Annotated in this window: 20 protein-coding genes; 11 read left to right on the plus strand and 9 right to left on the minus strand. The window is 74.3% G+C overall.

Annotated features, from left to right (window positions below; all coding sequences use genetic code 11):
- Positions 1-57: 57 nt before the first annotated feature.
- The gene (locus AB0O09_RS35805; RefSeq protein ID WP_363549274.1) at positions 58-1,143 is read right to left on the minus strand and encodes a hydrogenase expression protein HypE; all 1,086 of its coding nucleotides are present in this window, start codon (positions 1,141-1,143) and stop codon (positions 58-60) included.
- 234 nt (positions 1,144-1,377) lie between these two features.
- Here AB0O09_RS35805 and AB0O09_RS35810 point away from each other — a divergent pair, with 234 nt between their 5' ends.
- Together AB0O09_RS35810 and AB0O09_RS35815 are read left to right on the plus strand one after the other, a co-directional pair.
- Complete coding sequence (locus AB0O09_RS35810; RefSeq protein WP_363549276.1) at positions 1,378-1,965, plus strand: XRE family transcriptional regulator; 588 nt, start codon at positions 1,378-1,380, stop codon at positions 1,963-1,965.
- A 58-nt stretch (positions 1,966-2,023) separates the two neighbouring features.
- On the plus strand, positions 2,024-3,427 hold the full coding sequence (locus tag AB0O09_RS35815) for an FAD-dependent oxidoreductase (RefSeq protein ID WP_363549278.1): 1,404 nt from the start codon (positions 2,024-2,026) through the stop codon (positions 3,425-3,427).
- 21 nt (positions 3,428-3,448) lie between these two features.
- Here AB0O09_RS35815 and AB0O09_RS35820 read toward each other — a convergent pair whose 3' ends face one another.
- A complete protein-coding gene (locus AB0O09_RS35820) occupies positions 3,449-4,453 on the minus strand; it encodes a GNAT family N-acetyltransferase (RefSeq protein WP_363549280.1) in 1,005 nt (334 codons plus the stop codon).
- A gap of 63 nt (positions 4,454-4,516) precedes the next feature.
- The gene (locus AB0O09_RS35825; RefSeq protein ID WP_363549282.1) at positions 4,517-4,711 is read right to left on the minus strand and encodes a hypothetical protein; all 195 of its coding nucleotides are present in this window, start codon (positions 4,709-4,711) and stop codon (positions 4,517-4,519) included.
- Between the two features lie 135 nt (positions 4,712-4,846).
- Here AB0O09_RS35825 and AB0O09_RS35830 point away from each other — a divergent pair, with 135 nt between their 5' ends.
- Complete coding sequence (locus AB0O09_RS35830) at positions 4,847-5,764, plus strand: hypothetical protein (protein WP_363549285.1); 918 nt, start codon at positions 4,847-4,849, stop codon at positions 5,762-5,764.
- Positions 5,765-5,810: 46 nt separating this feature from the next.
- On the opposite strand, the gene AB0O09_RS35835 is transcribed toward AB0O09_RS35830, so the two are convergent.
- Positions 5,811-6,488, minus strand: coding sequence for a hypothetical protein (locus tag AB0O09_RS35835; protein WP_363549287.1), 678 nt, complete (start codon positions 6,486-6,488; stop codon positions 5,811-5,813).
- A 166-nt stretch (positions 6,489-6,654) separates the two neighbouring features.
- On the opposite strand from AB0O09_RS35835, the gene AB0O09_RS35840 reads away from it, so the two are divergent.
- The 3 genes from AB0O09_RS35840 (at position 6,655) to AB0O09_RS35850 (ending at position 8,995) form a co-directional block, all read left to right on the plus strand.
- Complete coding sequence (locus AB0O09_RS35840; RefSeq protein WP_363549290.1) at positions 6,655-7,332, plus strand: hypothetical protein; 678 nt, start codon at positions 6,655-6,657, stop codon at positions 7,330-7,332.
- Positions 7,333-7,516: 184 nt separating this feature from the next.
- The gene (locus tag AB0O09_RS35845) at positions 7,517-8,017 is read left to right on the plus strand and encodes a ricin-type beta-trefoil lectin domain protein (protein ID WP_363549292.1); all 501 of its coding nucleotides are present in this window, start codon (positions 7,517-7,519) and stop codon (positions 8,015-8,017) included.
- A 201-nt stretch (positions 8,018-8,218) separates the two neighbouring features.
- Entirely contained in the window at positions 8,219-8,995 is a 777-nt protein-coding gene (locus AB0O09_RS35850) for an MBL fold metallo-hydrolase (RefSeq protein WP_363549294.1), read from the plus strand.
- 99 nt (positions 8,996-9,094) lie between these two features.
- On the opposite strand, the gene AB0O09_RS35855 is transcribed toward AB0O09_RS35850, so the two are convergent.
- Complete coding sequence (locus tag AB0O09_RS35855) at positions 9,095-10,492, minus strand: FAD-dependent oxidoreductase (RefSeq protein WP_363549296.1); 1,398 nt, start codon at positions 10,490-10,492, stop codon at positions 9,095-9,097.
- 362 nt (positions 10,493-10,854) lie between these two features.
- Between AB0O09_RS35855 and AB0O09_RS35860 the strand changes: the two genes are divergently transcribed.
- Together AB0O09_RS35860 and AB0O09_RS35865 are read left to right on the plus strand one after the other, a co-directional pair.
- A complete protein-coding gene (locus AB0O09_RS35860; protein WP_363549298.1) occupies positions 10,855-11,253 on the plus strand; it encodes a hypothetical protein in 399 nt (132 codons plus the stop codon).
- Positions 11,207-11,968 carry a phosphotransferase gene (locus tag AB0O09_RS35865; RefSeq protein ID WP_363549333.1) on the plus strand — a complete coding sequence of 254 codons (762 nt, stop codon included), beginning with the start codon at positions 11,207-11,209 and terminating at the stop codon, positions 11,966-11,968. The genes AB0O09_RS35860 and AB0O09_RS35865 overlap by 47 nt, the downstream gene beginning before the upstream one ends.
- Positions 11,969-11,975: 7 nt before the next feature.
- Here the strand turns inward: AB0O09_RS35865 and AB0O09_RS35870 are convergent, their stop codons facing one another.
- The 4 genes from AB0O09_RS35870 to AB0O09_RS35885 all read right to left on the minus strand — a co-directional run bounded on the left by AB0O09_RS35870 (position 11,976) and on the right by AB0O09_RS35885 (position 14,696).
- The gene (locus AB0O09_RS35870) at positions 11,976-12,635 is read right to left on the minus strand and encodes a methyltransferase domain-containing protein (RefSeq protein WP_363549300.1); all 660 of its coding nucleotides are present in this window, start codon (positions 12,633-12,635) and stop codon (positions 11,976-11,978) included.
- Positions 12,636-12,697: 62 nt separating this feature from the next.
- Positions 12,698-13,954 carry a sigma-70 family RNA polymerase sigma factor gene (locus AB0O09_RS35875; RefSeq protein ID WP_363549335.1) on the minus strand — a complete coding sequence of 419 codons (1,257 nt, stop codon included), beginning with the start codon at positions 13,952-13,954 and terminating at the stop codon, positions 12,698-12,700.
- 1 nt (position 13,955) lies between these two features.
- Positions 13,956-14,357, minus strand: coding sequence for a YciI family protein (locus AB0O09_RS35880; protein WP_363549302.1), 402 nt, complete (start codon positions 14,355-14,357; stop codon positions 13,956-13,958).
- 165 nt (positions 14,358-14,522) lie between these two features.
- On the minus strand, positions 14,523-14,696 hold the full coding sequence (locus AB0O09_RS35885; protein ID WP_359983250.1) for a hypothetical protein: 174 nt from the start codon (positions 14,694-14,696) through the stop codon (positions 14,523-14,525).
- Positions 14,697-15,295: 599 nt separating this feature from the next.
- On the opposite strand from AB0O09_RS35885, the gene AB0O09_RS35890 reads away from it, so the two are divergent.
- The 3 genes from AB0O09_RS35890 (at position 15,296) to AB0O09_RS35900 (ending at position 20,844) form a co-directional block, all read left to right on the plus strand.
- A complete protein-coding gene (locus tag AB0O09_RS35890) occupies positions 15,296-17,530 on the plus strand; it encodes a hypothetical protein (RefSeq protein ID WP_363549305.1) in 2,235 nt (744 codons plus the stop codon).
- Between the two features lie 237 nt (positions 17,531-17,767).
- The gene (pelF, locus tag AB0O09_RS35895; RefSeq protein WP_363549337.1) at positions 17,768-19,273 is read left to right on the plus strand and encodes a GT4 family glycosyltransferase PelF; all 1,506 of its coding nucleotides are present in this window, start codon (positions 17,768-17,770) and stop codon (positions 19,271-19,273) included.
- On the plus strand, positions 19,270-20,844 hold the full coding sequence (locus AB0O09_RS35900) for a hypothetical protein (protein ID WP_363549307.1): 1,575 nt from the start codon (positions 19,270-19,272) through the stop codon (positions 20,842-20,844). The genes pelF and AB0O09_RS35900 overlap by 4 nt, the downstream gene beginning before the upstream one ends.
- Positions 20,845-20,948 lie beyond the last annotated feature (104 nt).

The raw sequence follows: 20,948 nt of genomic DNA on the forward strand, positions 1-20,948 counted from the left end.
TGCGTGGGGGGGACGGGGGGTGGCGGCGTGCCGGGGCCACGCGGCGTCCGGGGTCGGTCACCAGGGGGTGCGGTAACCGGTGGTCAGCTTGCGGCCGGTGCGCCGCCACTTGGGCTCCTTGTCCACCGTCTTCGCGGTGATCGAGCGCAGGCGGCGGATCGCGGCCCCGTAGGCCTCGCTGGCGGTGGCGGAGACCCGGGCGCCCGGGGGCTCGTCCATGAAGGGCATGAACTTGTCCGGGAATCCGGGCATGGTGCAGGCGATGCAGACGCCGCCCACGTTGGGGCAGCCGCCGACGCCGTTGATCCAGCCGCGCTTGGGCACGTTGCACTTGACGACCGGGCCCCAGCAGCCGAGCTTGACCAGGCACTCCGGCTCGCCGTACGCCTCCGCGAACTGGCCCTGCTCGTAGTAGCCGCCGCGGTCGCAGCCCTCGTGGACGGTCGCGCCGAACAGCCAGGTCGGCCGCAGCTTGTCGTCCAGCGGGATCATCGGGGCCGCGCCGGTCAGCTGGTAGAGCAGGTAGGTCAGCGTCTCGGAGAAGTTGTCCGGCTGGATCGGGCAGCCCGGCACGCAGACGACCGGCAGGCCGGCCTTGGACGTCCAGTCCCAGCCCAGGTAGTCGGGCACGCCCATGGCGCCGGTCGGATTGCCCGCCATGGCGTGGATTCCGCCGTACGTGGCACAGGTGCCGATCGCGACCACGGCGGTGGCCTTGGGGGCGAGCCGGTCGAGCCACTCGCTGGTGGTGATCGGCTGGCCGGTCTCCGGGTCGTCGCCGAAGCCGCACCAGTAGCCCTCCGGCTTGATGGACTCGTTCGGGATCGAGCCCTCCACCACCAGCACGAACGGCTCCAGTTCGCCGCGTTCGGCCTTGAAGAACCACTCGACGAAGTTGTCCGCGCCCTGCACCGGGCCGCACTCGAAGTCGATCAGCGGCCAGTGCACCGCGACCTCGGGCAGGCCCGGCAGGGCGCCGGTGACGATCTCCTCGATGCTGGGCTGCATCGCGGCGGTCAGGGACACGGAGTCGCCGTCACAGCTCAGACCGGCGTTGATCCAGAGGATGTGCACCGGCGGCTGCTTGCCCTCCGGTGGCGTGCCCCGGCCGGCGGCCTGGGCGTCGGTAGCCGTAGCACCCATGTGGATGCCTCCTAGAAACGGGGATGAGACCTGACAAAACGGACTCAACGCTCTTCATAGCAGCGTCAGCACTCCACCGCCCGGGCGAACGGCCGACGGGGTCGCTCGAACGGGCTCAGCCCGACGTGGGTGCCGGGCCCTTGTGTCGCCGCACCACCCGGCATACGGTGTGTTCCGCCCCATCGAACACGGTGTTTGATCCGGGGTCGGACACGCCTGCCGAACCGGGGACCCATGACCGACCAGACCACCGGCACCACCGCGGAGGCCGACGCCCGCGCCCTCGGCGCCCGCATCCGCGGCTACCGGGAGGCCCGCGCCCTGTCGCTGCGCGCCCTCGGCGAGGCGGCCGGTGCCAGCCCCGGCTTCCTCAGCCAGGTCGAACGCGGCCTCGCCGGCGCCAGCATCGGCATGCTCCGCCGGATCGCCGACGCCCTCGGCCTCACCATGGCCGACCTCTTCGACCACTCCGCACCGGCCGGGCCCCGGGTCGTCCGCCGCGAGCTCCGCCCCGCGCTGCCCACCGCGCCCGGCACCCGCAAGTACCTGGTCTCCCAGCGGCCGCTCGCCCATCTGGAGGTGTACGCGGGCGAGTTCGACCCCGGCTCCTCCACCGGCGAGGAGGCCTACACGCACGGCGACTCCCAGGAGATCCTGCTCGTCCTCGCCGGCACCGTGACCGTCGAACTCGACGGCCACCCGTACACCCTCGACGCCGGCGACAGCCTCGACTACCGCACCGCCGTCCCGCACCGGGTCGCCAACCGCTCCGACGCCCCCGCCGAAGTGCTCTGGATCGTCAGCCCGCCCACACCCGACTGACGGTGCCCCACCTCCCGAGCCCCCGCACCCCAGCCGGAACGACCCCCAGGCAGTGACCATGAGCCCCGCACCGCCCGCCGGCCCCGCCCGCACCAACGGCCACGTCTCCCACTGGTACGCCGCGGACGGCCTGCCCGCCCCGCGGCCCGCCCTCGACGGCGACCTCGAGGTCGACGTCGCCCTCGTCGGCGGCGGCTACACCGCCCTCTGGACGGCCTACTACCTCAAGAAGGCCGAACCGGCGCTGCGGATCGCCGTGCTGGAGAAGGAGTTCGCCGGCTTCGGCGCCTCCGGCCGCAACGGCGGCTGGCTCACCGCCGCCCTGCCCGGCCAGTTCCGCCGCTACGCCGCCGCGCACGGCCGTCCCGCCGCCGTCGCCATGCAGCGGGCCATGTTCGCCACGGTCGACGAGGTGGTCGCCGTCGCCGCGGAGGAGGGCATCGAGGCCGACGTCCGCAAGGACGGCGAACTGCACGTCGCCGTCGGCGCCGTCCAGGAACAGCGGATGCTCGCCCACCTGCCCGAACTGCGCGAGGAGGGCTGGGGCGAGGAGGACATGCTCCGGCTCGGCCCCGGCGAACTCGCCGACCGCGTCAGGGTCGCCGATGCCCGCGGCGCGCTCTGGACCCCGCACTGCGCCCGGATCCACCCGGCCAGGCTCGTCCGCGGCCTCGCCGCCACGGTCGAGGGGCTCGGCGTCACCGTGCACGAGGGCACCGAGGTGCTCGACATCCGCCCCGGCGCGGCCGTCTGCCGCGGGGGCACCGTCCGCGCCCGGCACGTCGTCCGTGCCACCGAGGGCTTCACCGCCGGGCTGCGCGGCCAGCGCCGCACCTGGGTGCCGATGAACAGCAGCATGATCGTCACCGCCCCGCTCGACCGGGCGGTGTGGGACGAGATCGGCTGGCGGGGCGCCGAAGTGCTCGGCGACGGCGCCCACGCCTACTGCTACGCCCAGCGCACCGCCGACGACCGGATCGCCATCGGCGGCCGCGGCGTGCCGTACCGCTTCGGCTCGCACGTCGACAGCCGGGGCGAGACGCACGCCTCGACGCAGCGCCAGCTCGCCGAACTGCTCGGGCGGTTGTTCCCCGCCGCGGCCGGCACGCCGATCGACCACGCCTGGTCGGGCGTGCTCGGCGTGCCCCGCGACTGGTGCGCCACCGTCCAGTACGACCCGGCGACCGGGCTCGGCGCGGCCGGCGGCTACGTCGGCCACGGCGTCGCCACCGCCAACCTCGCCGGCCGCACCCTGCGCGACCTCGTCCTCGGACGGGACACCGAGCTCACCCGGCTGCCCTGGGTCGGCCGGAAGGTCCGCGGCTGGGAGCCCGAACCGCTGCGCTGGCTCGGCATCCGCGGCCTGTACGTCGCCTACCGGGCCGCCGACCGCCGGGAGTCCGGCGGCCTCGGCCGCACCTCGCTGATCGCCCGCGCCGCCGACCTGCTCAGCGGCCGCTGAGCCGCCGCCGGCCCGGGCCGGTCAGCCCGCCGCGGGCGACCAGAGCGGCTTCAGCTGCGCGATCCAGGTGTCCTTGACGGTGAATCCGACGTGCCCGTACAGGCCGAGCGCACCCGTCGGAGAGTCGGCGTCGACGCCGAGCGAGGCCGTGGCGAACCCCGCCTCGCGGGCCTCCGCCATGGCCTGCACCAGCAGCGCCGAGGCGATGCCGCGCTTTCGGCCCGCCCGCCGGGTGCCGACCAGCGAGACGTACAGGTCGCGCCGGCCGGTCGCCTCGGTGTGCGCCTCGTACTCCTCGCCGAGGACGATGCCGAGGGCCTCGCCGCCGCCGGCCGCGTCCTCCTCGACGTCGTAGGCGACGAAGCTCAGACCGGGGCGGAAGGCCGGGCCGGACGTCATGTGCGCCCAGCCCTCCTCGCTCTGCTCAGTCGAGCCCCAGTGGTCGCGGAAGGCCTCGTTGCGGACCAGCCGGGCGTCCTCGGAGCGCTCGGCGGTGAAGCCGCGCACCTCGATCCCGTCCGGGGCCGGGAGGTCCGGCAGCGGCGCGAGCAGGTCCCGCGTCATGCCGTGGAACCAGCGGGCGGCGGTGTAGCCCTGCGCCGCGTACAGCTCGGACGCCGGGGTGTTCCGCGCCAGGCTGGAGCTGTAGATCGTCAGCGGCCGCTCCGGGTAGCGCTCCAGGTGCAGCGGCAGCGCCGCCTCCTCGGCCCAGGCCAGCAGCGCCGCCCCGACGCCGCGCCCGCGGTACGCCGGATGGACGCCGCCCAGGTAGTACATCTCGTGCACCGGATCGGCCTCGGTGCGCGACTTCAGGTAGCCGTAACCGATCATCGTCGGGCCGTCGTAGAACGCGACCGAGCCCCGGGCGAAGTCGCAGTACGGGTCGGCGAGGTACTCCCGCAGGTCGTCCACGCCGTGGTGCTCGTCCTCCCGGTCCTCGGCCTCGACGGCGGCCAGCAGCTCCAGCCACGCGTCGAACTGTTCGGCCCCGATCGGCCGCCGGTCGAAAGGTGCGTCAGTGCCCATACCGCGGGATTCTGGCCGCCCCGCCCGGGGCCTGGCAAAGGATTTACCGGCCGGGCCGCGGCCTCACCGGGCCGCCGGACCGTCGCCGTCCGCCGCCGCCGCGCCGGGGCGGCCCGCCAGCTCGTACAGCGCGTTCGTGGTCTCCGGGTGCTGGATCTCGTCGAGGAGGTGATCCTGCTCCGGGTTGCCCGAGTAGCGGATCGTGGCCACGCGCTCGCTCGCCGCGTCGGTCGCGTCCCTGGGCTGCAGTGCGTTCACCGCGGCCTCCTTCCGGTGGCGTCCGGGTGCCCACGCCACCAGTCTAGGGGCGCTCCGCCGTCGGACGGCGGACCGACGGGGAGTGCCGCCGCGGCCGGTGGCGGGGCTGTCGGGAGGGTGTGCGAGAGTCTGCGCATGCTCGAGATCGTGGTGAAGACGGAGAACGGGGAACGGCACGTCAGGGTGCCCGCCGAGGAACTGGCCGGACTGGTCCGGCGGATCGGCGCCGAGGGCGACCGGTACCTGGTGGTGCAGCGGATACCCGACCTGCCCGACGTGTACGCCCAGGTCTGGCACAAGACCGGTGGCGACTACCAGCTGGAGCACCGCGACGGCGGCTCGGACCGCCACTTCCAGGCGATGGTCGACGACCCCGGGGCCGTCATCGCCGCGATGACCGGCTGGGCCCGGCAGGAGCCCGGCTGGGACACCGGACAGGACTGGGAACTGCTGGACATGGGCCCCGACCCCGAGGTGCCGCCGCTCGACCTCGACGACGAGGAGCGCGAGGAGCTGGAGTCCTGCGTCCGCACCGAGCTGCTCCGCGGCTACACCACCCGTGCGCAGTTGGCCGAGGCCGCCGAGTACCACCTGGTCAGCGGGGACCGCCGGCCCGTCTCCCGCGTGCAGGCGCAGGCGCTGGCCGACCGGATGTGGCTGGAGCGGGTCGCCGAACAGGCCGCCTGGCAGGGCGAGACCCAGCCCGAGCAGCTCACCCGGGCCTTCGCCGCGCTGGAGGAGGCCGGCATCACCGCCCGCGAGAACTTCACCTGCTGCCGCAGCTGCGGCCAGGCCGAGATCGGCGCCGAGGGCGGCCCCGACGCCCGGGGCTTCGTCTACTTCCACTACCAGTGCACCGATTCCGCCGCCGCCGGACACGGCCTGATGCTGCTCTACGGCGGCTTCGACGGTTCCACCGGGACGACCGCGGCGATCGGCCACGAGGTGGTGGCCGCCCTGCAGGCCGTCGGGCTGACCACCGAGTGGGACGGCGACCCCGACCGCGCGATCTCCGTCACCCCGCTCGACTGGCGCCGCCGCCTGGTCGGGTAGTCCGGCCAGGGGGCCACGCACCCCTGTGGTGCGTCCATGCCCGTCATCAGTCGGGGACTTCGGCGAGGGTGCGGAAGTCGCGTGCGTGGGAGGCGAGTTCGGCCGGTCCCGGCGTGCCGTCGAGCGTCGTCTCGTCGTAGGTGACAAGCATGCTGCCGTCGGCCCAGATGCACTCGCCGATGCTGCCGTGCTGCGCAGGCAGCATGCCGCAGGCCATCGCGCCGCCCCGCGGACCGGGATCGACGGTGCGCAGGCCGTCCAGGGGCACGCCGGACCGGCGGAGGCGGTCGAGGTGCTCGCGCAGGGAGGCCGCGGGGTCGAAGAAGTGCTGGTGGCCGCCGTAGGCGGAGACCCGGTCCGTCAGGCCGTCGCCGTACCGGGCCTCGATCGGTCCGAGACCGCGGGAGACCCCGGTGTGGTAGGCGCCGAGCGGGCCGGGCGACCGGGTCACGACGACCGCCGTGCCCTTGACCGTGAACGGTCCGTCCCGGTGGGCGGGCAGGGAGCGGAACGTCGGCGGGGCGACGAAGCGGTAGGCGCCCAGGGCGGCGAAGTTCTCCCGGTACGCACAGCCGAGTCCGGCCGCGGCCAGCAGCACGGCCGTCAGTGCCGTGGCGACGACGGGCCGCCGCAGCCCGCGGCGACGGCCGGGCCGGTCCGGCGGGTCGGCCGGTCCGTCGGGCCCGGCCGGTCCGTCCGGCTCGTCCTGCGGTGCGTCGTACACGGTTCCCCCTGGTGTCGGTCGGGTCGTCAGATGTGGTCGAGCGCACCAGGGGCCCGGGTGCCAGGGCAAGATCGATTGCCCTGATCGTCCGTGGTCGTCCGCAATTCTCCGCGCCGGATCGTTATCGGCGCGGGGACTGTCGGCGGCGTGTGGCACAGTCCCGCGCATGGAGAACGACCTGCACGGCGAGGCCCTGATCGAACGCGTCATCGCCAAGGTGAGCAAGGACGGCTGGGAGACGGCCGACGTGCCGGACCTCGACGACGAGCCGGTGCCGCTGCCCGCCGAGACCCTCGCCGCCCTCCGGCTGCCGGACGGCCGGCCGCTGCCGCCGAGCCTGCGGCGCTGGCTGGCCTTCGACTCCTCGCTGCCGGTGTGCCTCGGCTGGTACCCGGAGGCCCTGGCGCCCGACCTCGCGGGCGGCTCGCTCTCCGAGACCGTGGACGAGCTGTACGGCTTCGACAGCGGCGAGGAGGTGTGGTCGAAGACGTTCGCCGAGTTCGAGCCGCTGCTGCCGGGCCGCTGCCTGCCGCTGGTGGGCGGCTGCGACTCGCGCCGGCTGCTGTACCTCGGCGAGCCGGACTCGGCGGGGGAGTACCCCGTCCTGGTCACCGACATGGACGACCTTCCGTACGTGGCGGTGATGTACCCGGGGCTGGACGTGTACCTCGCCGACGAGGCCGGCCTCCTCGACTGGGACTTCGACTCGTACACCGGGCTGATGGACCATCCGGTCTACGGCGCCCGGATGCGGGAGCACGCAGAGCGGACCCGGCTGGGCACCGAGGGGCTGGAGATCCAGGACCTGTACGCCCGGGACGGGGATGAGGCGGAAGGGGCCTGACGACCCGTACGCGGGGGCGGGGCCGGCCGGGCCGTGACGGCCGGGCGGCCCTGCCTCGGCAGGTGGGCCGATTTGTACCGATCTAGCATCGTTCGAGAACGGACTTGGCGCGGCGTCAGGCCGCGCCGGTCCCCACCGCTGCCGTCCCCCGGGCAGCGGACCCCTCTCGAAAGGACCCACCGCCGTGCGCGTGCCCACCCCCGCGAGACTCCTCCTGCCGGCGCTGAGCGCCGCCCTGGCCGTGCCGCTGCTGACCGCCGCGCCCGCGGCGGCCGCCGCCCCGGCCGGCTTCGGCGCGGTCGTGCAGTTCAAGAGCGCCAAGTTCGGCATGTGCATCTACGACACGCCCGGCGGCGGGAACAACTACCGGCTGCAGGACTGCCACGAGGACGACCTGCGGCAGCAGTTCGCCCGCGAGGTGCTCGGCGACGGCTCGGTCGTCTACAAGGGCGTCGCCTCCGGCCAGTGCCTGGACAACAACGGCACCGCCGCCTACGCGCACGACTGCAACACCAGCGGCTACCAGCACTGGTGGGAGAAGAACAAGGCAGGCCCGGTGATCACCCTGCAGAACCAGCAGACCCTGCAGTGCCTGGACACCGACGGCGACTACGTCTACGTCCACGACTGCGGCGAGCTGACCAACCCGAACCAGCGCTGGCAGATCGTCACCCTGGTCTCCTGACGGGGCTCCCGCCGGCGCCCGGACCCGCACGCGCCCGCCGTGCGGCCCGGGGCGCCGGGGGGCGTCCCCGGGCTTTCCCGTGCGTTCCGGTGGGGGCCGGCCGCATCACCCGTTCGGGGGGCCGTGCGCCGGCTCGGGAACAACCGTGATCGTCGCGGGATTGTCCCCGGTGTACGGGACACCGGCCGAAGGGGAGCAACCATGTCCACGCTGACCGTCCGTTACATCGGCGGCCCGACCGCCGTCCTGGAGCTCGGCGGGCTCCGGCTGCTCACCGATCCGACCTTCGACGGGCCCGGCTCCCACCCGGTCGGCGCCCGGACGCTCACCAAGACCGCAGGCCCCGGGCTGCCGCTCGCCGAGATCGGGCCGGTGGACGCCGTGCTGCTCTCGCACGACCACCACCCGGACAACCTGGACGCCTCCGGGCGCGAGCTGGTCACCGGCGGCGCGGTGCGGACGGTGCTCTCCACCGGATCCGCGGCCGACCGGCTCGGCGGGGCCGTCCGGGCGCTGCCGAACTGGGAGCACGCGGTGCTGGCCCGGCCCGACGGCGGCTCGCTCCGGGTGACCGGTGTGCCCGCCCTGCACGGGCCGCAGGGCAGCGAGCCGCTGGTCGGCGAGGTCACCGGCTTCGTGCTGTCCGGCGGCGGCCTGCCCACCGTCTACGTCAGCGGGGACAACGCCTCGCTGGGCATCGTCCGCGAGGTCGCCGACCGGGTCGGCCCGGTCGACGTGGCGCTGCTCTTCGCCGGCGCCGCCCGCACCCCGCTGATCCCGGACGCACCCCTCACCCTCACCAGCGCCCAGGCCGCTGAGGCCGCCGCGATCCTCGGCGCCCGCCGCGTCGTCCCGCTGCACTTCGAGCACTGGACGCACTTCACCGAGGACGGCGACTCGCTCGCCAAGGCCTTCGACGCGGCCGGCCTGGGCGACCGCCTGCACCGGCTCGCGCCCGGCGGCCTCGTCCGGTTCTGAGCCCGGCCTGCCGGGATCCGTTCGGCGGCGGTCGTACGGTGGCGGCCCGTGCAGCGGCGGTCGGTGCCGCTGCCGCACGGGCCGTTCCGGAACCTCAGGTCACCGCGCCGGGTCGGTCCCGGGGCGGGCCGTCAGGGAGCTGCCGGAGGCGCGCAGCATCTCGTCCCGCGGGACGACCTTGATCCGCTCGCGGCCCTCGCGCTCGCCGAGCGCCCGCTCGTGGGCGTCCAGCTGCTGCCAGCCCTCCCAGGTGGTGTAGTCGACGCCGCGCTCCTCCAGGAAGGCCACCACGGCGTCCTCCGCCGGAGACTCGGCGGGCCGCAGCAGGCCGGCGCGGTGGTCCGCGACCAGGCAGGCGACGGTCTCGTTCGCATCGCCCTTGGTGTGGCCGATCAGGCCGACCGGGCCGCGCTTGACCCAGCCCGTGACGTACGTCGAGGGCAGGTGCGCCCCGGCCTCCAGCACCCGGCCGGCCTCGTGCGGGACGGTCGCCGTCATGGCGTCGAAGGGCAGCTTGGGCAGCTCGTCCGAGCGGTAGCCCACGGCGCGGTACACCGCCTGGACGTCCCAGTCGCGGAAGACGCCGGTGCCCGTGGTGTCGCCGGTGCCGTCGAGGGCGGTGCGCTCGGTGCGCAGGCCGACCACCCGGCCGTCCTCGCCGAGGACCTCCACGGGCGACTCGAAGAAGTGCAGGTGGATGCGGTGCGGGCGGTCGCCGATGTCGCGGATCGCCCAGTTCTCCAGGGTGGAGGCCACCATGTCGGCCTGCTTGTTTCCGCGGCGTGTGGCGATCGAGCCCTCGTCGTAGTCGATGTCCTCCGGGTCGACGACCACCTCGATGGTGGGGGAGTGGTCGAGCTCGCGCAGCTCCATCGGGCTGAACTTCGCCTGCGCCGGGCCGCGGCGCCCGAAGACGTGGATCTCCACCGCCCGGTTGGCGGCCAGCCCGTCGTACACGTTGGCCGGGATCTCGGTGGGCAGCAGTTCGTCCGCCGTCTTGGCCAGGATGCGGGCCACGTCGAGGGCGACGTTGCCGACGCCGAGCACGGCGACCTTCTCGGCCTCCAGCGGCCAGCTGCGGGGCACGTCCGGGTGGCCGTCGTACCAGGAGACGAAGTCGGCTGCGCCGTACGAACCGTCGAGCTCGATCCCGGGTATCCCGAGGTCGCGGTCGGCCACCGCGCCGGTGGCGAAGACCACGGCGTCGTAGAAGCGGTGCAGCTCCTCCAGGGCGAGGTCGCCCGGGTAGTCGACGTTGCCGAAGAAGCGGACCTGCGGCTTGTCGAGCACTTGGTGCAGGGCGGTCACGATGCCCTTGATCCGCGGGTGGTCGGGCGCCACGCCGTAGCGGATCAGCCCGAACGGGGCGGGCAGCCGCTCCAGGATGTCGATCGAGACACCCGGGTCGGCGGCGACCTCGGACTTGAGCAGGGCGTCGGCCGCGTAGACGCCGGCGGGGCCGGCTCCGACGATCGCGACCCGGACGGGGCGGGACATGGCGGCATCCTTCGGCAGGGGTGGGCCGCGGAGGGCCCGGGAACGGACGGCGGAGAGGTTTCCGAATGCCACCTTCGCTGCCCTGGACGTTCCGCGGTACATACCTCTGCTTTATGTACCCATAGGTTTGACTTATGGGTGGCTCGGACACCTTCCCGGATCCATCGGTCGGTGGTCGCGCCCCGCCGCCGCGCAACGCTACCGCCGCCACGCTCCGCGGGGCCGTCGGGCCACTTAGTTCAAGGCTCAACAAAAGTGGGGGTGGCGTTGTTGGATGTCCGGGAGGGCGCCCCCGTCGGGGGTGTCCCCGGCCGCGCGGTCGCGCCGTTCGTCGATCCGTCCCGTGTCCGCGGAGGAGTGCCATGACCGCCGCAGTGACCGGGGAACCCGCCGGGGCCGGCCGGGTGGAGGAGGAGCGCGCCGCGCAGGAGCTGGCCGAGCGGCGGGTCCGCCGGGCGCTCGGGGCGGTGGAGGTGGTCGGCGGGCGGGCCCTGCACGGAGGGCTCTACAACTCCGCCCGGCTGGTCGAACTCGCCGACGGCCGGCGCATGGTGCTCAAGGCCGCGCCGCCCGCAGACGCCCCCGCGCTCACCCACGAGCAGGGCCTGCTCGGCACCGAGACGCTCTTCCACCGCCTCGCCGCCGCCACGGGCGCCCCCCGTCCCCGCCGTCCTGCACCACGAACCGGCCGGCCCGGACACCTCCGGCGCCTGGCTGCTGCTGGAGTACCTCGACGGCGACACCTGGGACGAGCTGCGTGACGGCCTGACCGGCGACCAGCGGGCGCCGCTGCGCCGCCAGTCGGGTGCCGTCGCCGCCCGGATCACGGGTGCCACCGGCCCGTGCTTCGGCTACCCCCGGCCCGTCACCGGTCTGCAGGGCGCCGACTGGCCGGCGGCCTTCGCCGGGACGCTGCGCGCCGTGCTCGCAGACGCCGAGCGGTTCGGCGTCCCGCTCCCCGCGCCGGCCGCCGTGCTGGCCGGGCTGCCGGAGCGGTTCGCCCCTGCGCTCGCCGAGGTCCACCGGCCCGCCCTCGTCCACTTCGACGCCTGGGAGGGCAACCTCGTCCTCACCCGCGACCCCGTGCACGGCGGCCCGCGGCTCGGCGGCCTCATCGACGGCGAGCGCGCCTTCTTCGGCGACCCGCTCGCCGAACTCGTCGGGCTCGACCCGCTCGGCACGCCCGGGGACGATGCCGACCTGCTGGCCGGCTACCGGAGCATCGACCCCGGCCTGCGCACCGACACCCCAGCGGCCCGCGCACGCCTGGCGCTCTACCGGATCTACCTGGCGCTGGTGATGCGGGTCGAGAGCGCGCCCCGCGGCTACGCCCCCGAGCACACGGCCTGGCTGCTCTCCTGGTCCGCCGAACGGGTCACCGAACAGCTGGCCCTCCTGAACGGGCTCGACGGGACGGGCGCGCCGAGGCCCGGCGGGACGGCCACCGGGCCGGGCGGCACGGCCGCCGACGGCTGAGCGGGCGTCAGTCGACGTCCGGGCGGCGGGCGAGCAGTTGGGCGTGCGGGGTGCGCTCGCCCTCGTAGGGGCCGCGGCCCAGTCGGGCGACCTCGGTGAGCCCGGCCTCCCGGAGCAGTGCGGCGAGTGCGTCCGGCCACCAGCGGTGGGCGGGCGCGACCTTGTGGTCGTAGGCCGTGACCGGGGGGACTGGTCCGTCGGCGGACTGGAAGGCGATCAGGACGTGCCCGCCCGGCGCGAGCAGGCGGTGGAACTCCGCGAACACGCCCGGCAGTTCTGCGGGCGGTGTGTGGATCAGCGAGTAGTGGGCGAGGATGCCGCCGAGCGAGCCCGCTCCGAGTCCGGTGCCGAGCATGGGCCCCTCCTCGAAGCGCAGCTGCGGGTGCCGCGACCGGGCGATCGCCACCATGGCCGGTGAGACGTCGATCCCGAAGGCGTCCACCCCCAGCCCGTGCAGGTAGGCCGTCACGTGGCCGGGCCCGCAGCCGAGGTCGGCCACCGGGCCACCGCCCGCCTGCAGCACCAGCCCGGCGAGGGCCTCGATCATCGCCCGGTCCAGCGGCCGCGCCCCGAAGCCGTCGGCGAACAGCTCGGTGTACTGGACGGCCACCGCGTCGTAGGCGTCCCTGGTGGCGTCGAGGTGGTCGGCGCCGGTGTTCTCCGTCATGCGGGCAGGCTATCGGCCGGCCCGGGCCGCGGGCCCTTGCGCGGCGGAGCCCGTCCGGGGGCTCAGTCCGTGCCCAGCCGGGCGGCCCGGAGGGTGAGGTAGTGGCGTTCGGACAGGTTGGTGGCGCGTTCGGCGGCGGCGCGGTAGTCGGCGAGGGCCGCCTGCCGGTCGCCGGCCATCTCCTCCAGGTGGGCGCGTGCCGCGTACAGGCGTTGGTGCCCGGCGAGGGCGTCGGGGCTGTCGAGCCGGGAGAGCAGGTCGAGTCCGGTCCGGGGGCCGTGCACCATAGCTGCGGCCACGGCCCGGTTGAGCCGGACCACCGGGTTGTCGGCGAGGCGCTCCAGCACGCCGTACAGGGCGAGGATCTGCGGCCAGTCGGTCTCCTCGGCGGTGGCGGCCTCGTCGTGCACGGCGGCGATCGCGGCCTGCAGCTGGTAGGGACCGACCGGTCCGCGCGGCAGGGTGGCGGTGATCAGCGCGGTGCCCTCTGCGACGGCCGCGGCGTCCCAGCGGCCGCGGTCCTGCTCGGCGAGCGGGACGAGTTCGCCGTCCGGCCCGGTGCGGGCGGCGCTGCGGGCGTGGGTGAGCAGCATCAGGGCGAGCAGTCCGGCGGCCTCGCTGCTGTCGGGGACGGCGCGGTGCAGGGACCGGGCGAGCCGGATCGCCTCGCGCGACAGGTCGGTGCGCTGCAGGTCGGGTCCGCCGCTGACGGCGTAGCCCTCGTTGAACACCAGGTACAGCACGTGCAGGACCAGGTCCAGGCGGTGCGGCAGCTCCTCGGCGGCGGGCATCGAGAACGGCACGCCGGAGGCCTTGATCCGCTGCTTGGCGCGGCTGATCCGCTGGCCCATGGTGGCCTCCGGCACCATGAAGGCGCGGGCGATCTCGGCGGTGGTCAGCCCGCCCACCGAGCGGAGGGTGAGCGCGACGGCGGCGGCCGGCGACAGCACGGGGTGGCAGCAGAGGAAGAGGACGGTGAGCGAGTCGTCCCGGTCGGCGCCGCCGTCCTCGTCGGCGGCCGGTGCGGTGCGGCGGTCGTCCGGCTCGCGGGCGGCGACGGTCTCCTCGCGCCGGCGGCGGGCGGTCTCGCTGCGGACCTGTTCGGTCATCCGGCGGGCGGCGACCTGGACGAGCCAGGCCCGCGGGTGGTGCGGCAGTCCCTGCTCGGGCCACTGGACGGCGGCCGCGAGCAGGGCCTCCTGGACGGCGTCCTCGGCGGCGTAGAAGTCGCCGTACCTCCGGGTGAGCACGCCGACGACCTGCGGCGCGAGGTCGCGCAGCAGGTCGTCGACGGAAGGGCCGGTGCCGGTGCCGGTCAGGTCAGAGCTCCGCGGGCGGGGCGGCCATCACCCGGCGCACCTCGATCGCCATGTTCAGCGGCTCGCCGCCGGGGCCGGGCGCGGAGGAGGCGTGCGCGGCGATCTCGATCGCCCGCCCCTCGCTCTCGCAGTCGACGATCCAGTAGCCGGCCAGGAACTCCTTGGTCTCCGGGAAGGGGCCCTCGGTGACCAGCGGGCCGCCGGTGCCCGAGGCGCGGACGATCTTCGCGGTGTCCGGGAAGGCCAGGCCCTGGCCGTCCACGAACTCGCCGTCGGCGACCAGCTTCTCGTTGGTGGCGGCCATGAAGGCGATGTGCGCCTGCACGTCCTCCTCGGCCCACTCGGTGATCGCGGGGAAGTCGGTGTTCCGGGCGCTGAACTGCATCAGCAGCATGTACTTCATCGTTCTCTCCTCGCCGTGCGGGCGGCCCCGGGCGGGGCGCCGTCACAGGTGGGTAGAAGCCGGCGGCGCGATTTCGACAGGCCGGGCCCGGATTCCCGAAGAATCTTGGAACGCTCCCGCCGGAGGTCCCGCCGGAGGTCCGCTCCGGAGGTCTTGCCGCGGGCGCTAGCGCAGGTCGGCGCGGCGGGCGCGGCCCCACCAGGACAGGAAGCTGTCGATCACCTGGCCCGTCCCCGCCGGGGTGGGCCGCCGGTGCCGGGGCAGCGACCAGGCGCGGGCCTGCTCGGCGAGGTCCCGGGGGGAGCAGGAGCAGCCGGCGGAGGGGGAGCACGGTGTCATGGACGTGGCCTTCCCATGCACTGTCGCGGTCTCGTCACAGAACCGTACCGGTGGCGCAACCGGGTTCCGGTTCTGACGCGCCGTCGATAGCGGAACGTGACCCTCCCTTTGTGAGGCCCGAGGGGCGGACGAGGCGGCTCCTCGGCGGATCCTGGACCGTTCCTGAGAATGGATCAGGTGCACGGACGGCTCCCGCGCGGTACGGTTCCCAGGTTGCGGAGCTCGCGGGGGGCGCGGGCTACCCGCCGGTCACCTGGGAGTTTGCTGAGTGGGGAGCGCGGGGGGCGTACGGGGTGGGTACGTGTGAAATGGCAAATGACCTATGTGCTGATTATTCGACAACTTTGCACTCTCCTGGGTGATTCGGTGGATGCGGCCGGGGCCGATGGTCATACGATGTGCGGCGGGGGATGACGTTGCGCGGCGCCCGTGAGCGCCGCGTTTTGTTGGTGACCACACGTACACCGCAATGCGCACTCGCACATCGCACGATCCGGACGGCGACTCTCCGCGCGAACCGCGCGCCGTCCGAGGGGGAGGGACACCTCATGGGGCGTAGAGCCCGAATTGCCGCTGCCTGCACGGTGGCGGGCCTCGTCATGACGCTGGCGCCGATGCCCGGCGCGTACGCGGCCACGACTCCCAGGATCGACCTGCGGCTGCTGGTTGTCGACGACGGCGGACCGGCCGTCGGCGCGATCGTGGCCGAGCTCGACAGCACCGGCGTGCCGTACACCCGGATCGACCTCGCCGCGGCGGGCCGTCCGACCATCGCCGCCGGCTTCCTCAGCGACACCCTGAACGGCGCGCCGCGGGCCAAGTTCCAGGCCGTGGTGATGCCCAGCGAGAGCCCGGCCGGCCTCAGCGCCGCCGAGCTCACCGCGCTCGCCTCCTACGAGGCTCAGTTCGGCATCCGCCAGGTCGACGCCTACACCTACGCCGGTGCGAGCGTCGGCCTCAACTGGGGCACCCTGCCCGGCGCCTACGCCGGCACCCTGGACGGCGTCCAGGCCCAGGTGACCACCGCCGGCAAGTCCGGGCCGTTCGGCTACCTCGAGGGCGGCATCACCTTCGAGGACAACTCGCCGTCCGTGTCGGAGAGCTACGGCTACATCGCCACCCCGCTCGCCCAGCAGGCCGCCGGCGCCACCTTCACCCCGTACGTGGAGGCGCCGATCCCCGGCACCGACACCCGCGGTTCGCTGGTCGGCGAGTACGCCCACGACGGCCGCCGCGAACTGGTCGTCACCTTCGTCTACAACGCCTACCAGCGGCAGTACCGGCAGCTCGCCCGCGGCATCGTCGAGTGGGCCACCGAGGGCATCCACCTCGGCTACGACCGCAACTACTTCGCCCTGCACGTCGACGACGTCTTCATGTCGGACGACCGCTGGGACACCGTCCTCAAGTGCACCCCCGGCGACGTGACCTGCCCGCCCGGCAGCAACCCGGAGGAGCACCCCAGCCGGATGTCGGTCGCCGACGCCCAGTACCTGAAGCAGTGGCAGCAGGACCACAACTTCGAGGTCGACCTGGCGTACAACGGCGGCGGCTCGGAGGACTTCAAGGCCGACGGCAACGGCACCGACCCGCTGGCCGCCCAGCTGATCGCCGACCAGTCCGCCTACCGCTGGATCAACCACACCTACCAGCACCAGTTCCTCGGCTGCGTGCAGGACACCACCGTGGTGCCGTGGCGCTGCACCACCAACGCCAGCGGCCAGACGGTGTGGACCAGCCAGGCCGACATCACCTCCCAGATCACCAACAACCGCACCTGGGCGGCGAACAACGGCCTCACCAACGTGGACAACACCGAGCTGGTCACCGGTGAGCACTCCGGCCTGGTCACCAACCCGCAGCAGCCCACCGACAACCCGTACCTCGCGCCGTCCGTGAACAACACCGGCACCCGCTGGCTGGCCAGCGACGCCTCCCGCGAGCACGAGCAGCGGGCCGTCGGCAACGCGCTCACCATCCCGCGCTACCCGCTGAACGTGTTCTACAACGCGGCGAAGACGGTCGAGGAGGTGGACGAGTACAACTGGATCTACACCTCCCGCGCGCAGGGCGGCAGCGGCATCTGCGAGGACAACCCGGCCACCAGCACCTGCCTGCCCACCCCGCTGGACGTGAACACCGGCTACGCCGACTACATCGTCCCGCTGGAGGCCCGACTGGCCGTCAACCGGGCGATCAACAACGACCCGCGGCCGCACTTCGTGCACCAGTCGAACTACGCCGAGGACCGCATCGCCTACCCGGTGATGGAGCGCATCCTCTCCGAGTACGACGGGCTGTACGCCTCCAACACCCCGCTGGTGAACCTCCGTCAGAAGGACATCGGCGTCGAGCTGCAGCGCCGCGCGGAGTGGAAGAACGCCGTCGACACCGGCCAGGTCACCGCCTACCGGGTCGGCGACACCGTCACCATCAGCGCGCCGTCGGGCGTCCTCGCCGAGGCCACCATGCCCACCGGCACCGTCCAGAAGCAGCTGATCGGCACCACCGCGTTCGGCTCCGCCTACGCCGGGCAGCTGTCCGGCTGGGCCGGCCCCGGCCTCATGCAGACCGCCGTCACCCTGAAGCTCCCCGGTGCCGACGTGCCCGCGGCGGGCCTCAAGACCGTCCGCACGGTCATCGCGCAGACGGTCGCCAGCCTGCCCGTGCCGAAGGGCGTCAAGACGCCCGTCCCGGCCGGCCCGACCGCGAGCGGCACCACGCTCAACAAGCTCACCTCCAAGAGCACCACCAAGAGCACCACCACCAAGAGCAGCACGGCGGTCGCGCCCAAGTCGACCGCGACGAAGGGCGGCACCCGCAGCACCCGCTGATCCGACCGGACGGCGACCGCCGCCGAACGCCCCGGGCCGGGGAGCGACCCTCCCCGGCCCGGGGCACCGGCCAGCACCACCCGCACCACCACCGCCCGCCAGCCCGGGGCGGGATTTCCTGGGGGGGAATCCATGAACACACGTCTGCACGCCGTGCCCGCGGCCGGGACCGAGCCCGATGCGCCGGGCGCGGCACGCCCGGCCGACCTGGCGCACCTGGTCGGCACCCGCGTGACCATGCTCACCGAGGGCACCTACCCGCACAGCCACGGCGGCGTCAGCGTCTGGTGCGACCAGCTCGTCACCGGCATGCCGGAGATCGAGTTCCGGGTCATCGCGATCACCGGCACCGCCGGGCAGCCCCTCTCCTGGGACCTCCCCGGCCACGTGACCGACGTCCGCGCCGTCCCGCTCTGGGGCCCCGCCCCACCGGGCCAGGCACCCAAGGGCGCCGCCATGCGCGCCTTCCTCACCGGCTACGAGCGCTTCCTGCTCTCCCTGCTCGACCCCGCCGAGGAGGAGGCCTTCGGCCCCGAGCTGTACGTCCTCGCCGACCACGCCCGGGCCGGCCGGCTCAGCCCCGCGCTGCGCTCCGAGGCCGCCCTGCGGGTCCTCGCCGACGTCTGGAACCGCCCCCACCTCGCCACCGCCGCCGCCAAGCCCAGCCTGCACGACGCCCTCACCGCCACCGAGCTCCTGGAGCACGCGCTGCGCCCCCTCGCCGCGCACCCCAAGCCCGGCGGCGTGCTGCACGCCGTCAGCGGCGGCCTCGCCGCGCTGCCCGGCCTGGTCGGCAACCACCTGCACGGCACCCCGTTCCTGCTCACCGAGCACGGCATCTACCTGCGCGAGCGCTACCTCGGCTACGGCACCGGCTACGCCTGGCCGGTCAAGGCGCTCGTCCTGGGCTTCTACCGGATGCTCGCCGTCGAGAGCTACGCACGGGCCGCCCTGGTCACCCCCGGCAACCGCTACAACCGCCGCTGGGAGGAGCGCGCCGGCACCCCCGCCGAGCGCATCCGCACCGTCTACAACGGCGTCGACCCGGAGGCCTTCCCGCCCGCCGGTCCCGAGCCGGAGGTGCCCACCCTCAGCTGGGCCGGCCGGGTCGACCCGATCAAGGACCTGGAGACGCTGATCCGGGCCTTCGGCATCGTGCGCGCCGAGATACCCGGAGCCCGGCTGCGGCTCTTCGGCGGCACCCCGGCCGGCGGCGCCGCCTACCGGGAGCGCTGCGAGGCCCTCGCCGCCGAACTCGGCATCGGCGACGCCGTGGTCTTCGAGGGCCGCGTCGACGACATCCGCGACGCCTACGCGGCGGGCAACGTCGTCATGCTGTCCAGCATCAGCGAGGGCTTCCCGTTCACCCTCATCGAGGCGATGTCCTGCGGCCGGGCCACCGTCTCCACCGACGTCGGCGGCGTCCGCGAGGCCGTCGGCGACACCGGGCTGGTCGTCCCGCCGCGCGAGCCCGAGGCGATGGCGAAGGCCGCGCTCGAACTGCTCCGCGACGCCGACCGCCGCGCCGAGATGGGCCGCGGCGCCCGGATGCGCGTCATCGAGCAGTTCACCCTCCGCCAGACCATCGACTCCTTCCGCGACATCTACAGCGAACTCGACCGCCGCGACCGCTTCCGCACGGCCCGCGACGACGGCCCGTTCGACTGGTGGACGCCCGCTCAGCGCGAGGCGGCGGAGGTCGCAGCCGGTGCCGCCCGCTCGGCCGTCGGAGCCGCCGGATGAGCACCCTGCTGAACCTCTCCGAGGACGGGCCGCGCCCCGAGGACACCGTCGTCCTGCAGCTGCCGCCGGCCCGCCGCAAGAAGGCCGCGAAGCCGGACGAGACGCTCGCCCTGCGCGTCCCGCCGCCCGAGGAGCTCACCGGCAAGGCCGCCGGCACCCTCCGCAACCCCGACGAGACGCTCGCCCTGCGGATCGTCGAGCCCGGTGCCGCCGGACGCGGCGCCGCGGAGCCCGTGCCGCTGCCCGAGGACCCGCTGGACGAACTCGCCGAGCGGCTCGCCGACGTCTGCGCCCGTGCCGTCCACCCCTTCGAGATCGCCGCCGTCCTGGAGTCCGACGGACTGACGGACGAACAGGCCGCCGTCCGCTACGGCCGCACCGACTCCTTCTCCATCGCGGAGGAGCTCTTCGCCCGCACCGAGCGGCGCCACCCCGCGCCGCCGGAGCCGCACGACCCCTGGCAGGCCGACCCGCTGCGCACCGTGCTGCGCGGCCTGCTGTTCGCCCTGCCCGGCCTCGCCTACCTGCCGACCGCACGGTTCCTGCAGTCCGGCGGCGTCGGCAGCGCCCTCGCGCTGACCGCACTGGTCGGCTGGAGCCTCAACCAGGCGCTCGCCCACCGGGCGTACGCCTGGCGCTCGCTCGGTGCCCGGGCCGCGGTCGGCCGCAGCCTGCTGCGCGGCGGTCTCACCGCCACCGCGCTCGGCACCGGCGCGGCCGCCCTCGCCGGGGCGGACACCGCGGTGCTGCTGTTCGCCGCGGGGCAGTCGCTCTACCTCGCCTCGGCCACCGTGCTGCTGGTGACCCGGCGGGCCAAGCGGCTGATGGGCGCGCTCGCACCGACCACCGCCGGTGCGGCCGCCACCCTCGCGGTCGACCTGCCGAACTGGCTGCGGATCGCCGGCCCGGCGCTGTCGCTCCTCCTCGCCGCCGTCTTCGCCGGCATCGAGATCGGGCAGCGGCTCAAGGCCGGCGACAAGACGCCGGAGGCGGGCGTGCCGCTCGCCGACAGCCTGCCGCACGGCCTGTTCGGCCTCGCCGTCGGCGCGCTGGTGATCACCGCCTCGTTCGGCGACCCCTGGCGGCCCGCGGTGCCCGGCGGTGCCTCGGCCGCCGTCGCGCTGACCCTCACCATGGGGCTCGCGGAATGGCTGCTCTTCCGGTTCCGCAGCCGCTCGGTGACGGCGCTGTACACCAGCACCACCGCCGACCAGTTCCGCAACCGCACCGACCGCACGCTCGTCAGGCTCCTCGCGGGCTACCTCGCCGTCCTCGCCGCCCTCGGCACCGGCGCCGCGCTGCTCTGGACGGGCGCCCTGCCAGGCCCGGTGCAGCTCGGCGGACTGCTGCTGCTCGGCGCCCTGCTCTGGACGGCCCTGCTGCTCCAGGTCTTCGGCGCCGTGTGGCCGCCCGCACTGATATGCACCGCGGCGGCCGTCGCGGAGAGCACCGCCGGCGCGCTGGACCCGGCCTGGGCCACCCCGGCCAGGCTGGCCGCCACCGGCCTCGCCGTCGGCGCGTTGGTCCTCGCCGCCCGTGCCAGAACCGGCCGCGTCACCGCGCACAGATGACGCGCACCGCGCACGGCTGACGCGCCACCCGCCCGAACGGGCCCGTGCCGCACCGACGGCACCCACGTACCCCCCCACCGCGCGCCCCGTGCAGGGGCCCGCGA

It is taken from the genome of Kitasatospora sp. NPDC093679, from assembly GCF_040683455.1.
In the GTDB taxonomy this organism is placed as follows: Bacteria; Actinomycetota; Actinomycetes; order Streptomycetales; family Streptomycetaceae; genus Kitasatospora; species Kitasatospora arboriphila.

Coding starts and splice junctions, on each gene's coding strand:
- AB0O09_RS35805 (WP_363549274.1), bottom strand. CDS start 1,143: ATGGGTGCTACGGCTACCGACGCCCAGGCCGCCGGCCGGGGCACGCCA.
- AB0O09_RS35810 (WP_363549276.1), top strand. CDS start 1,378: ATGACCGACCAGACCACCGGCACCACCGCGGAGGCCGACGCCCGCGCC.
- AB0O09_RS35815 (WP_363549278.1), top strand. CDS start 2,024: ATGAGCCCCGCACCGCCCGCCGGCCCCGCCCGCACCAACGGCCACGTC.
- AB0O09_RS35820 (WP_363549280.1), bottom strand. CDS start 4,453: ATGGGCACTGACGCACCTTTCGACCGGCGGCCGATCGGGGCCGAACAG.
- AB0O09_RS35830 (WP_363549285.1), top strand. CDS start 4,847: ATGCTCGAGATCGTGGTGAAGACGGAGAACGGGGAACGGCACGTCAGG.
- AB0O09_RS35840 (WP_363549290.1), top strand. CDS start 6,655: ATGGAGAACGACCTGCACGGCGAGGCCCTGATCGAACGCGTCATCGCC.
- AB0O09_RS35850 (WP_363549294.1), top strand. CDS start 8,219: ATGTCCACGCTGACCGTCCGTTACATCGGCGGCCCGACCGCCGTCCTG.
- AB0O09_RS35855 (WP_363549296.1), bottom strand. CDS start 10,492: ATGTCCCGCCCCGTCCGGGTCGCGATCGTCGGAGCCGGCCCCGCCGGC.
- AB0O09_RS35860 (WP_363549298.1), top strand. CDS start 10,855: ATGACCGCCGCAGTGACCGGGGAACCCGCCGGGGCCGGCCGGGTGGAG.
- AB0O09_RS35870 (WP_363549300.1), bottom strand. CDS start 12,635: ATGACGGAGAACACCGGCGCCGACCACCTCGACGCCACCAGGGACGCC.
- AB0O09_RS35880 (WP_363549302.1), bottom strand. CDS start 14,357: ATGAAGTACATGCTGCTGATGCAGTTCAGCGCCCGGAACACCGACTTC.
- AB0O09_RS35885 (WP_359983250.1), bottom strand. CDS start 14,696: ATGACACCGTGCTCCCCCTCCGCCGGCTGCTCCTGCTCCCCCCGGGAC.
- AB0O09_RS35890 (WP_363549305.1), top strand. CDS start 15,296: ATGACGCTGGCGCCGATGCCCGGCGCGTACGCGGCCACGACTCCCAGG.
- pelF (WP_363549337.1), top strand. CDS start 17,768: ATGCTCACCGAGGGCACCTACCCGCACAGCCACGGCGGCGTCAGCGTC.
- AB0O09_RS35900 (WP_363549307.1), top strand. CDS start 19,270: ATGAGCACCCTGCTGAACCTCTCCGAGGACGGGCCGCGCCCCGAGGAC.